The organism is Streptomyces sp. NPDC001220 (genome assembly GCF_053597895.1).
Genome location: NZ_JBSFJE010000003.1, coordinates 315,719 through 326,882 on the forward strand (window position 1 = coordinate 315,719; position 11,164 = coordinate 326,882).

General features: G+C 71.3%; 13 protein-coding genes. 3 read left to right on the forward strand and 10 right to left on the reverse strand.

Annotated elements, in window-relative coordinates; all coding sequences use genetic code 11:
* Positions 1–22 precede the first annotated feature (22 nt).
* Positions 23–1,012 (forward strand): hydrogenase expression/formation protein HypE, encoded by a 990-nt coding sequence (gene hypE / locus ACWDGI_RS09415; protein WP_450757465.1) that lies wholly within the window; start codon positions 23–25, stop codon positions 1,010–1,012.
* 95 nt (positions 1,013–1,107) lie between these two features.
* Here hypE and hypA read toward each other — a convergent pair whose 3' ends face one another.
* The 10 genes from hypA to ACWDGI_RS09465 form a co-directional block, all read right to left on the reverse strand.
* Complete coding sequence (gene hypA, locus ACWDGI_RS09420; protein WP_450757019.1) at positions 1,108–1,446, reverse strand: hydrogenase maturation nickel metallochaperone HypA; 339 nt, start codon at positions 1,444–1,446, stop codon at positions 1,108–1,110.
* A gap of 7 nt (positions 1,447–1,453) precedes the next feature.
* A complete protein-coding gene (locus ACWDGI_RS09425) occupies positions 1,454–1,630 on the reverse strand; it encodes a hypothetical protein (RefSeq protein ID WP_450757021.1) in 177 nt (58 codons plus the stop codon).
* Between the two features lie 22 nt (positions 1,631–1,652).
* The gene (locus ACWDGI_RS09430) at positions 1,653–1,859 is read right to left on the reverse strand and encodes a hypothetical protein (RefSeq protein ID WP_450757023.1); all 207 of its coding nucleotides are present in this window, start codon (positions 1,857–1,859) and stop codon (positions 1,653–1,655) included.
* A gap of 29 nt (positions 1,860–1,888) precedes the next feature.
* A complete protein-coding gene (locus tag ACWDGI_RS09435; protein WP_450757025.1) occupies positions 1,889–2,494 on the reverse strand; it encodes a DUF5947 family protein in 606 nt (201 codons plus the stop codon).
* Positions 2,491–3,039 (reverse strand): NifU family protein, encoded by a 549-nt coding sequence (locus ACWDGI_RS09440; protein ID WP_450757027.1) that lies wholly within the window; start codon positions 3,037–3,039, stop codon positions 2,491–2,493. Before ACWDGI_RS09440 ends, ACWDGI_RS09435 begins: the two co-directional genes overlap by 4 nt.
* A complete protein-coding gene (locus ACWDGI_RS09445) occupies positions 3,032–4,825 on the reverse strand; it encodes a nickel-dependent hydrogenase large subunit (RefSeq protein WP_450757466.1) in 1,794 nt (597 codons plus the stop codon). The genes ACWDGI_RS09440 and ACWDGI_RS09445 overlap by 8 nt, the downstream gene beginning before the upstream one ends.
* A gap of 51 nt (positions 4,826–4,876) precedes the next feature.
* Positions 4,877–5,965 (reverse strand): NADH-quinone oxidoreductase subunit B family protein, encoded by a 1,089-nt coding sequence (locus tag ACWDGI_RS09450; protein ID WP_450757028.1) that lies wholly within the window; start codon positions 5,963–5,965, stop codon positions 4,877–4,879.
* 3 nt (positions 5,966–5,968) lie between these two features.
* Positions 5,969–7,459: a hypothetical protein gene (locus ACWDGI_RS09455; RefSeq protein ID WP_450757030.1), complete on the reverse strand. Its 1,491-nt coding sequence runs from the start codon at positions 7,457–7,459 to the stop codon at positions 5,969–5,971.
* Between the two features lie 224 nt (positions 7,460–7,683).
* A complete protein-coding gene (locus ACWDGI_RS09460) occupies positions 7,684–8,508 on the reverse strand; it encodes a maleylpyruvate isomerase family mycothiol-dependent enzyme (RefSeq protein ID WP_450757032.1) in 825 nt (274 codons plus the stop codon).
* A 69-nt stretch (positions 8,509–8,577) separates the two neighbouring features.
* Positions 8,578–9,066, reverse strand: a complete 489-nt coding sequence (locus ACWDGI_RS09465; RefSeq protein ID WP_450757468.1) for a TetR/AcrR family transcriptional regulator — start codon at positions 9,064–9,066, stop codon at positions 8,578–8,580.
* A 187-nt stretch (positions 9,067–9,253) separates the two neighbouring features.
* Here ACWDGI_RS09465 and ACWDGI_RS09470 point away from each other — a divergent pair, with 187 nt between their 5' ends.
* Both ACWDGI_RS09470 and ACWDGI_RS09475 read left to right on the forward strand, forming a co-directional pair.
* Positions 9,254–10,702, forward strand: a complete 1,449-nt coding sequence (locus ACWDGI_RS09470) for an aldehyde dehydrogenase (RefSeq protein WP_450757034.1) — start codon at positions 9,254–9,256, stop codon at positions 10,700–10,702.
* Positions 10,703–10,880: 178 nt separating this feature from the next.
* Positions 10,881–11,114 carry a hypothetical protein gene (locus ACWDGI_RS09475; RefSeq protein ID WP_450757036.1) on the forward strand — a complete coding sequence of 78 codons (234 nt, stop codon included), beginning with the start codon at positions 10,881–10,883 and terminating at the stop codon, positions 11,112–11,114.
* The last annotated feature ends 50 nt before the right edge of the window (positions 11,115–11,164 follow it).

Consider the following 11,164-nt stretch of genomic DNA (forward strand, 5'->3'; position numbering starts at 1 on the left):
CCGCGACCAGCCGGTCGTGGTGATGGGCCACGGCGGAGGCGGCGCCCTCTCCGCCGAACTGATCGAGCAGGTCTTCGTCCCCGCCTACGGCAACGCGCTGCTCGCCGGGATGACCGACTCGGCCGTCGTCCAGCTCGGCGGCGCCCGGCTGGCGTTCTCCACCGACTCCTACGTCGTACGGCCGCTGTTCTTCCCCGGCGGCTGTCTCGGTGACCTCGCCGTCAACGGCACGGTCAACGACCTGGCGATGAGCGGCGCCCGGCCCGCCTACCTCTCCGCCGCGTTCGTCCTGGAGGAGGGAGTGGAACTGGCCGTCGTCGAACGTGTCGCGCGGGCCATGGGCGCGGCGGCCGAGACGGCCGGCGTCACCATCGCCACCGGCGACACCAAGGTGGTCGAGGCCGGGCACGGGGACGGGGTGTACGTCACCACCGCCGGGGTCGGCCTGGTGCCCGAGGGGGTGGACATCCGGCCGCAGCGGGCCCGGCCCGGCGACGCGGTCATCGTCAGCGGACCGATCGGACTGCACGGGGTCGCCGTACTGAGCGTCCGCGAGGGGCTGGAGTTCGGCGTGGAGATCGCCAGCGACACCGCGTCGCTCGCCGACCTGGTCGCCACCATGCTGGACGTCACGCCGGACATCCACGTCCTGCGCGACCCGACGCGCGGTGGCCTGGCCGCCTCGCTGAACGAGATCGCCCGCGCCTCGGGCACGGGGGTACGGCTGACCGAGCGGGCCGTCCCCGTCCCGGACGCGGTCGCCAACGCCTGCGGGTTCCTCGGGCTCGACCCGCTCTACGTCGCCAACGAGGGCCGGCTCGTCGCCTTCGTACCGCCGACGGAGGCCGATGCCGTCCTGGAGGCGATGCGCGCCCATCCGCAGGGGGCCGGCGCGACCCGGATCGGCGAGTGCGTGGCCGACCACCCCGGGATGGTCGTGGTGGCCACCGGACTCGGCGGCACCCGGGTCGTGGACCTGCCCCTGGGAGAACAGCTGCCGCGGATCTGCTGATCAGGTCGAGGCAGATCCAGGCGAGGCCGGTGGAGGCCAAGCGGATCGGAGCGAGGACCTCGCCGGTACCCCTGTCGTTGCGGGTACCGGCGAGGTCACTCGACGGCGGTGATCTCCAGTTCCCGGCCGCTGCGCAGTTCGGGGCAGGGCCGGTCGCAGCGCGGGCACCAGAAGAACGGCGGCATGCCCACCGCGAACTCCTCCGCGCACGGGTCGCACCAGGCCAGCGCGGGCACCTGCTCGACCACGAGGTCCGCCGCCGCCAGCGCGGTGCCGTCCCGGGCCACCTCGAAGGCGAAGGTCAGCGCGTCGGGTACCACCCCGGACAGTTCGCCGACCCGGACGGACACCGCCGAGACGGTGTCCGTCCCGTCCTCCCGGGCCCATGCGCCGGCCTGCTCCACGATCGCGCTCGCGATCGACAGTTCGTGCACGACCGCCTCACGGATACCGGTGACCGGCGCGCAGACCGCCCGCGATCCGCCAGATCTTCATCTCGCGCATGATCGAGGGCAGTTCCATGACGAACAGCGCCAGGGCGAGGGTGCCCACGACGGCGATCTCGGCGGTCAGCACGCGCTGGGCCGCCGTTCCGGTTCTCTTTCGCTGGACCTTCATGTGGGGAACTCCCTGTTCTGTTTCATCCGGGTGGGATGTTCGGCATGACGTCCAGCAGGGTGTCGTGCCGCTTCCAGTGGATGCCGGTGGAGCGCCGCGCGTCGGCGGTGCCGTCCGGGTGGTGCCCGGTCTGGGTGGTGTGCGGCCCCTCGTTGCCCTGGTGCATACCGGGCACGTGGGTCGGGGTGTCGGGCTTCGCCTGGGGGCGGCCGACTCGGATGCTTCCCATGGGGTTTCTCCTTCCTGTGTTGCCGTTCCTCAAGGGCGCTCGGTGAGCTCCTCGAAGAAACGCTCCACGGCCGGCCACATCCGGCCGCCACCGGACAGGCCGCGCCATTCCCGGCGGACCACGGCGAGCATCCGGAAGCAGTCGTCGACCGGTGCGATCCAGTGGTGGTCCAGGCCGTGGACGGTGTTGACCAGCAGCGCCTCGACGTCGGGCGCCATGCCGGCCAGGGGCGGGCTGCCGGCGACCGCCCGCTGCCAGGCCGCCGCGTCCACCTCCCAGCGCATGGCACCCGCCGGGCTCGGCCCCTCGGCGGTGACCGAGCCGTCGGCGCGCGGTACGAAGAAGACCAGTCCGACCGGGACCCCGAGAGCCGCGGTGTCGACCTTGGGGAGCCGGACCCGGCGGGTCGGGATCAGCCGGAACTGGGCCTCGCCGGTGCCCTGTCCCGGCTTTCCGGGGAACAGCACCGAGCAGGGACGGCAGGCACAGCGGACCTCGCCCTGCCCGGTGTCGTACAGATGCGGATGCTTCTCGGGCACCGGGGCGGCGCACAGGTCGCACACCTCCGCCTCCGCGGCCGGCCGGTGGTCGGCGGCGGAGCGGATGAGGCGGGCCAGGGCTCCGTCGGTGCTCACCGGGCCTCCTGTGGCCGGCGCAGGGAGTCCAGGGGGACGAAGGCGGGAGCCGGGTCCTCGGGCACCGGCTGCACGTCGGTCAGCTCGGGGGCCGCGGCGAGCACCGCCTCCCGGACCACGTCGGCCACCTCCGTAGTACCTCCGCCGCACCCGGACCCGCAACCGCCGCCCGTGGTCAGCCGCACCCGGCCCACCTGGCCCTCCACACCGGCCCACTCGACGTCACCGCCGCGCTCCCGCACGGCGGGGCGCAGCCGTTCGACCGCGCGGGCCGCCCGGCTCTCGGGCGAGTCGGGGTGGATGTCGTGCAGGACCAGGAGGTGGTCGAGGAGTTCGTCGCCGGAGAGTCGCTCGGCCAGGGCCGCGTCCGCGCCGTCCAGGACGCGGGCGAGTGCCTCGCCGTAGACCTCGGTCAGCAGGCGAACCGCCTCCACGGCCGAGCCGCCGGTGGGCCCGGGCGCGGACTCCAGCCCCTCGAGCAGTGAGTCGAGGCGGGCGAGCCGGGCCTCGACCGCCGGGGCGTCGAGCCGCCCGGGGTCAGCCATGGTCCGCCCCGTACGTCGGCGAGTGTGTGACGCTCAGCGTCTTGCCCTTGCCCGTGTACATGTGGACACCGCACGGCAGACACGGGTCGAAGCTGCGGACCGTCCGCATGATGTCGACGCCCTTGAAGTCGTCCGGGCCGTTCTCCTCGAAGATCGGCTGGCCCTGGACGGCGTCCTCGTAGGGACCGGGCGTGCCGAACTTGTCCCGGGGGCTGGCGTTCCACGGGGTCGGCGGGTACGGGTGGTAGTTGGCGATCTTCTTGTCCTTGATCACCAGATGGTGGGAGAGGACCCCGCGCACGGCCTCGTGGAAGCCGCAGCCGATCGCCTCGTCCGGCACCTCGAAGTCCTCGAACACCTTGGTGTCGCCGGACCGCACCAGGCCCATCGCCTCGTCCAGGAACTGCAGGGCCATGGCCGCCGCGTAGGCGACGAAGTACGGCCGGGCACGGTCGCGTTCGAGGGTGTTCGACCACTTCGGGATCTTCCACTCCAGGGTGGTCTCCGGCAGGCTCTCGCCCTTGGGCAGCGAGATCCGCACGCTGTTGCCGGTGGCCTTGATGTACGGCGTGTCGACGATGCCGCTCAGCGCGGTCGACCAGAGCCGGGCCAGCGGGCCGCCGCCGGTGTCGAGGGCCAGGTGGTCGCCGGTGCGCTGGTCGAACCAGCGCGGGCTCATCACCCAGCTGTAGTTGGCGTCGAAGTCCCGCTTCTGCGGCACCGGAAGGGTGGTCTGGTTCCACGGGTGGCGCATGTCGACGGGGTTGCCCAGCGGGTCGTGGGTGACGAACGGGTCCTCGTTCACCCAGTCCTCGTAGAACGAACTGCCCAGCATGATCCGGAGGCCCAGGTTGATGTCGACCAGGTTGTTGGTGACCAGTTCGCCGTCGACCACGATGCCGGGGGTGACGTACATCGCCTTGCCCCAGCGGTCCATGTTCTCGTAGCGGTAGTCGACGACCTTCGGGTCCTGCCAGGCACCCCAGCAGCCGAGCAGGATACGGCGCTTGCCGACCTCCTCGTAGCCGGGCAGCGCCTCGTAGAAGAAGTCGAAGACGTCGTCGTTCATGGCGACGGCCTTCTTCACGAAGTCGATGACGTGCATCAGCCGGCTGAGGTAGTCGGTGAACACGGTCGGCGACGGCATGGTGCCCACACCGCCCGGATACAGCGTGGAGGGGTGGACGTGCCGGCCCTCCATCAGGCAGAACATCTCGCGGGTGGTCCGGGAGACCTTCAGGGCCTCCTTGTAGACCTCGCCCTCGAAGGGGTTGAAGGCCTTCATGATGTCCGCGATGGTCCGGTACCCGTGGATGTCACCGCGCGGCGCCGCGGTCTTCTGCGCGCGGGCCAGGACGCTCGGGTTGGTGGCCTTGACCATCTGCTCGCAGAAGTCCACGAAGACCAGGTTGTCCTGGAAGATCGTGTGGTCGAACATGTACTCGGCCGCCTCGCCGAGGTTGACGATGTGCTCGGCCAGCGGCGGCGGCTTCACCCCGTACGCCATCTGCTGGGCGTAGTCGGAGCAGGTGGTGTGGTTGTCGCCGCAGATACCGCAGATCCGCGAGGTGATGAAGCCCGCGTCGCGCGGGTCCTTCCCCTTCATGAAGACGGAGTAGCCGCGGAAGAGGGAGGAGGTGCTGTGACACTCCGTCACCTCCCGGTTGGCGAAGTCGATCTTCGTGTAGATGCCCAGGTTTCCGATGATCCGGGTGATCGGATCCCAGGACATGTCGACGATCTGCGCGGGCTTTCGCCCTTTCTGCCGGGCCTCGGTTGTCATCAGCGTCGCTGGCCTTTGCTGTGGGGGGATGTGGGGCGGGAGGACTCTGGCGTGTCAGGGCCGCCAGCGCGGGGCGTACCCGCTGGTGAGCTTGCGCTTGTTGTGGCGCCACTTGGGCTCGTGGTTGACCAGGTCGTTGGTGAAGCCGCGCAGGCGGCGGATGACCGCGCCGTACGGCTTGATGGCCAGCGACGAGAGGGTGCCGCCGGGTGGCTCGTCCATGAACGGCATGAAGGCGTCGGGGAAGCCCGGCATGGTGCAGCCGATGCAGATACCGCCGACGTTGGGGCAGCCGCCGACGCCGGCCATCCAGCCCCGCTTGGGCACGTTGCAGTTCACGACCGGACCCCAGCAGCCGGTCTTCACCAGGCACTTGGGGGAGTTGTAGTCCATCGCGAAGGACGCCTGCTCGTAGTACGAGCCTCGGTCGCAGCCCTCGTGCACCGTGCGCCCGAACAGCCACTGCGGACGCAGCATGTGGTCCAGCGGGGGCGGGGGAGCGGTGCCGGCGGCGTGGTAGAGCACCCAGACCAGGGTCTCCATGAAGTTCTCCGGCTGCACCGGGCAGCCCGGAATGTTCACCACGGGCAGGCCGCCCTGCGACTTGTAGTCCCAGCCCAGGTAGTCCGCGAGGCCCATCGAACCGGTCGGGTTGCCGGCCATCGCATGGATGCCGCCGAAGGTGGCACAGGTGCCGATGGCCACCACCGCCCAGGCCTTGGGCGCCAGTTGGTCGATCCAGTCGTTGAGGGTCTGCGGCTGGCCGGTCTCCGGGTCGTTGCCGAAGGACGTCCAGTAGCCCTCGCCCTCGATGATGTTCTGGTTCGGGATCGAGCCCTCGATGACGAGGATGAACGGCTCCAGCTCGCCCCGTGCCGCCTTCCGGTACGGCGCGAGGAAGTCCTCGCCGCCCAGGCTCGGCGACAGCACCTTGTTGACCAGGTTGACCTTCGGGATGCCCGGGATCAGGCCGAGGACCAGGTCCTCGATGGAGGGCTGGTCCGCCGCGGTCACGGAGACGGTGTCGCCGTCGCAGCTCATGCCCTCGGAGATCCACAGGATGGTGATCTCGTCGAACCCCTGGTGTTCGCGGGTTTCGCTGGGTTCGCCGCCGACGGCGGTCGTGCCGTTCTTGGTGCTCATACGCTAGGCCTCCGATGGAGTGAGTCCCGCGGGCGGCTCTTGTGCCGCCGCTGGGTCCGGGACGTCGGTGCCCCCGAGCGGCTCGACTTCGTCGGGCCGGAAGTAGTGGAAACGGCCGTACCAGCCGTGCAGTTCGGCCGCCGGATCGTCGTCGACCGTGACGGCGAGATGGGTGCTGCCGTCCACGTCGTGGAAGACGGCGGCCACGGTGGCGGTCCGCCCGGCGAGGAACATGTCCTGGGCGTCGGCGCCCCGGCGGCGCGGGCGCAGCCGCACCGCGCTGCCGCCGCCGACCCGCACACCGTCGACCAGGACGGTGTCGGTGGCCGGGGAGAGCCCCTCGTCGGCGCCCTCCTGCCACCATGCGGGACGGCCGGCGGCCGGCTTCAGCGAACGGATCGCGCCGTGCAGCCGCCCGAAGACCTCCGGCGGCATGGTGTCGACGCGGTCGAGGATCTCGGCGGCCCGCGGGTCGGTGGCGCGGGCCTCCCGCTTCTCCTCGTCCGTCAGCAACATGGTGCGCAGGGTGAGGATCTCGTCGATCTCCCCGGCGTCGTGCAGGTCCCCGGGGCTCTCCGGGGCCACCTGCGGGTGGTCGGGCAGGATGATCGGCGAGGAGAGCAGCAGGGCGGAGACCGAGCCGTCGGCGGGGGCGTCGGCGGGAGGCGGGCCGCCGAGCACCGGGAACGTGAAGTCGTTGCGGCATCTCCGGGCGGCCTCCTGGAGGTCCGGGCCGGGGTCGATCAGGGAGACGAACTCCGCGCCCTCGGCGCCGAGCAGGGTGTGGGTGGCGATGAGGGCGTGGCGCAGCGCCCGGTCGCGCGGGGCGTGCGCATCGGTCGGCTGTCCGTCGTGCGCGGTGCGCACCCGGAGCCGCACGAGTCCCTCGCCGAACCGCTCGGCCATGACCGTGGTGGTCGCCCGGAGTTCCTCCCGGCGCCTGACGATCCGCCCGGCTCCGGAGGGCAGTGCCTCCGTGTCGGCGCCGGCGGGGGAGCCCACCGGGAAGCTGTGCTCGCCCTCGGTGAGGGGGACCGTGAGGTCCGCCGCGCGCGGCACCGCCTCCTCGAAGGTCAGCTGCACGGTTCCGTCGTCGCACGTCAGCGACTCGACCGGGCGCCGCTCGGCGTCCTCGACCTGCTTGTGCTGCATCTGCAGGTACCGCACCCGCACCCGCAGGACCGCGTCCGGCCGGTCCACCCGCACCAGGCATTCCGTCTGCTGGTACCAGGAGTCCGCCGAACCCGACACGCCCGGGCTGACCGGGCCGTCGGCCTCCACCCAGTCCCTGGGGAAGAGGACCCCGAACTGCCAGCGGGCACGATTCTTCGGCGAGGACCGCCGATAGGGGTAGAGAAGGTAGCCCTCGTAGAGGACGGCATCGGCGACGGCGCTCAGCTGTCCGAAGACCCGCCCGGACCGCTCAGGAGACCACTTCGGGCCGTCCGTGAGGGCAGTGCGGGGCCCTCTGCCGTCGACCAGTCCCTCGGCCATGCAGCCTCCTCGGATCCGTGCGCGGGCCCATACCTTCCACCACGGTCACATCGGTCACGCCCGCTCGCCTCTTCTGGACGAGCGGGGTTGGGCCGAACGGGGTGCGGTCGGGCGTACGCCGGGTCAGCCGGCGAAGGCGGCATGCCGCGGGACGGTCCGGGCGGACCGGGCGGACCGGGAAAGGCGGTGTGTGCCCGGCGGCCGGGGGATCGCCGAGGCGGTGGTCAGGGGGCGACGAAGAGCGAGGGGAAGCGGGGGGCCAGCCAGGGCTTGCGGCCGGTGGCGAGGATCTGGCCCCGGGCCATGGCCAGCCACGGGTTGCGGCGGCCGAGGGCGATGAGGAGGAAGGCGACCGGATCGATGAGGATCGTGCAGTCCGGGCGGTCCTGCGGCCCCGGCGCCACCTGTACGGCGCCTTCGGTGAGCGTGACGCCGAAGGCACCGCCGCCACCGCGCAGCCGGATCGTGTAGCGGGCGCTCACCCCGGCGACCGCCGCAGCGTCCGCCACGGTCGGCATCACCGAGAGCATGAACGGCATGCACAGCGCCACCCGTTCGGCGTCGATCATGTGCGGGCGCCGCAGCGCGCGGGCGAGATCGTAACCGTGGCCCAGCATGTGCGTGAGCAGGTAGGAGGCGAGGACGGACCGGTCCATCCGGCCGAGCGGCGTGACCGGCGCAGGACCGTCCGCCGTCGTGGCCAGCGCGTCGACACAGCGCGCGGCCTGCTCGGTGATCATCGCCGCGAGCGGCTCGGCCCGGCGCTCCCCGAACACGGCCAGCGACTCCGCGTTGGCCGCCGCGAGGCTCTGCGGTGTGCCGTCCCCGTAAGGGCGTTCCGTGCCGAGAGCGAGGTCGGCCATCAGCCCGTTGGCCAGGGCCAGATGGGCCGCCGCCTCGCCGACCGTCCACTGCGACCCCGGTACGGCGACACCCGTGTCCGCCACGCCGTCCAGTACGGCCGCGATGTCGTCGCCGGCCTGCCGTATCGCCTGCCCGAGCCCTTCGGGCAACGCCCCTCGGACGTCCTGCCGTGCCGCCTGATCCATGTCGGTTGCTCCCGTTCTACCGGGCGGTACCCAATCAGACGTACGGGCGCACCACAAGACCCGTGGCGATCACCGTCGGCCGAGGCCGTGCAGGAAGGTGTCGACGACCACGTCGGCGGCCTGCGCGGCGCTGAGCTCGGACAACTCCCGCGAGGCCAGATGCATCAGCTGTGGCAGCAGTGAACTCGCCCAGGAGAGCGGGAGATCGGGGCGCAGCAGCCCCTCGTCGGTGGCGCGCCGCAGGAAGTCGTCGATCTCCGCGATCAGAGCGTCGCGCCGCTCCCGGATCGTGTCGTCGGCCCGCAGCCGGCCGAGCTCCACCGGCCACTTGCGGTTGACGCCGATGATCTCCTCGACGTACCGGTGCAGCGCCACCGCGACGGGAGCCGCACGCAGCCTGGCGTTCTCCACGGCTCGCTCGACCGCGTCGTACCGCGCCTCGTAGATGGCCGCCAGCAGCTCCTCGCGGGACGCGAACCGCCGGTAGACGGTGCGCCGGTCGACGCCGGCCTCGGCGGCGATCGCGGCGATGCTCGCGGCCGGATCGGCGGCGAGCATACGGGCCCCGGTCGTCAGAACCGCTTCCAGGTTGCGTGCTGCGTCTGCTCTCACGCGCCGAGCATAGCCCGAGGTGTGGAGTCTGACTCATCTAATGACTCATCGATGAGCTGCTCTCATTCACAAGTGCTACATTGAAGTGACAGATAGCGCGGCAACTTCGCTCGACATCCTCGGGAGAGGGCAAATGATCACTTACGACCGTCTCTTCATCGCCGGATCCTGGCAGGCGCCCAGCGACCCCGGACTGCTCGACATCCGGTCGCCGCACGACCAGGCGGTCATCGGCCGTGCCGCCCAGGCCCGGCCGGCCGACATCGACCGCGCGGTGGCCGCCGCCCGGGCCGCCTTCGACGACGGCCCCTGGCCGCGCACGGCACCGGCGGATCGCATCGCCGTCCTCCGGCGTCTGAACGCGCTGCGCGAGGCCGACGCCGAGCGGATCGCCGGCCTCATCTCGGCCGAGAACGGCTCGGCCGCCTGGTTCACCAGGGCCGGGCAGCCGGGGCTCACCCGGCAGGCCGAGGCCTACCTCGCGGCCGCGGAGAAGTTCGGCTGGGAGGAGACGCCGGCGTCCGGCTCCGCGGTGCGCGCCGTCGTACGGCGTGAGCCCGTCGGCGTGGTCGCGGCCGTCATTCCCTGGAACTCCCCGTTCTCGGCGGCCATGGCGAAGATCATCCCGGCGCTGCTGGCCGGCAACACGGTCGTCCTGAAGGTGTCCCCGGAGAACTCGCTGAGCATGGGCGTCCTCGCCGAGCTGCTGGAGCGGGCCGGTCTGCCCGAAGGGGTGATCAGCGTGCTGCCCGCCGACCGGGAGACCAGCGAGTACCTGGTGTCGCACCGCGACATCGACAAGATCGCGTTCACCGGCTCGACCCGGGCCGGGCGCAGGATCGCCGCCATCGCGGGCGAACAGCTGAAGCGGGTCAGCCTCGAGCTGGGCGGCAAGTCGGCCGCGATCATCCTGCCGGACGCCGACGTCGACCGGGCGGTGCGCGGGCTGAAGTTCGCCTCCCTGCTCAACAACGGCGAGTCGTGCATCGCGCAGACCCGCGTCCTCGCGCCGCGCGGCCGGTACGACGAGGTCGTCACCGGCCTCAAGGACCTCGTGGAGTCGCTCAAGGTCGGTGACCCGGCCGACCCCGACACCTTCATCGGCCCGATGATCCGCCGCGACCAGCAGCAGCGCGTGCGCGACTACATCGAGGTCGGCATCAGGGAAGGGGCCCGGCTCGTCACCGGCGGCCCCGGGGTCCCGCCGGGACTGGAGAGCGGCAACTACGTGACCCCGACCGTGTTCGCCGACGTCGACAACTCCATGCGGATCGCCCAGGAGGAGATCTTCGGCCCGGTCCTCGTGGTCATCCCCTACGACGACGAGGACGAGGCCGTACGCATCGCCAACGACTCAGAGTACGGCCTCTCGGGCGGCGTGTGGTCCGCCGACGAGGCGCACGCACTGGAGGTCGCCGGCCGGCTGCGGACCGGCACGGTCACCGTCAACGGCGCGGCCATCTCCTTCGACGGCCCGTTCGGCGGCTACAAGGCGAGTGGGATCGGCCGCGAGTACGGGGCGGTCGGGCTGGCCCAGTACGTCGAGCACAAGACCGTCACACTGCCGCCATCCGGGGCCTGACCTGGGGCAGAGACGCGCCGGGAGGAAGCGCACGTCGAAGGGCACCGTCGGATGGGTGGCCTCGCCATGGTGACCCGGTGCCCGTGGTGCGTCGTGTCCGTGCGGGGTACTCGGGCAGTCCGGCCGACAAGACCGGCGGATCGACACCCGCTTCAACGCAACGGACGGAGTGACGACGATGGCCAGCGCCACGGAGACCGGAAAGATCACCGGAACCGCCGACAAGGACTACAACCTCCTCTGGTACGTCGAGAGCTGCATGGAGAACGTCCTGCGGCTGGACACCTACATCAAGGACGCCGAGCGGGAGAAGGACGCGCAACTCGTCGAGTTGTTCACCAAGGCACAGGCCGACAGCCGCAAGGGCGCGGACCTGGGCAAGGCGATGCTGCGCAGCCGCCTGAGCGGCTGATCCCCGCTCCTTCTCCACCGCCTCGTCACCGGAAACCGACGCTCGCACCG

Coding starts and splice junctions, on each gene's coding strand:
- ACWDGI_RS09475 (WP_450757036.1), top strand. CDS start 10,881: ATGGCCAGCGCCACGGAGACCGGAAAGATCACCGGAACCGCCGACAAG.
- ACWDGI_RS09455 (WP_450757030.1), bottom strand. CDS start 7,459: ATGGCCGAGGGACTGGTCGACGGCAGAGGGCCCCGCACTGCCCTCACG.
- ACWDGI_RS09470 (WP_450757034.1), top strand. CDS start 9,254: ATGATCACTTACGACCGTCTCTTCATCGCCGGATCCTGGCAGGCGCCC.
- ACWDGI_RS09450 (WP_450757028.1), bottom strand. CDS start 5,965: ATGAGCACCAAGAACGGCACGACCGCCGTCGGCGGCGAACCCAGCGAA.
- ACWDGI_RS09465 (WP_450757468.1), bottom strand. CDS start 9,066: ATGCTCGCCGCCGATCCGGCCGCGAGCATCGCCGCGATCGCCGCCGAG.
- ACWDGI_RS09440 (WP_450757027.1), bottom strand. CDS start 3,039: ATGGCTGACCCCGGGCGGCTCGACGCCCCGGCGGTCGAGGCCCGGCTC.
- ACWDGI_RS09425 (WP_450757021.1), bottom strand. CDS start 1,630: ATGAAGGTCCAGCGAAAGAGAACCGGAACGGCGGCCCAGCGCGTGCTG.
- ACWDGI_RS09430 (WP_450757023.1), bottom strand. CDS start 1,859: ATGGGAAGCATCCGAGTCGGCCGCCCCCAGGCGAAGCCCGACACCCCG.
- hypE (WP_450757465.1), top strand. CDS start 23: ATGGGCCACGGCGGAGGCGGCGCCCTCTCCGCCGAACTGATCGAGCAG.
- ACWDGI_RS09460 (WP_450757032.1), bottom strand. CDS start 8,508: ATGGATCAGGCGGCACGGCAGGACGTCCGAGGGGCGTTGCCCGAAGGG.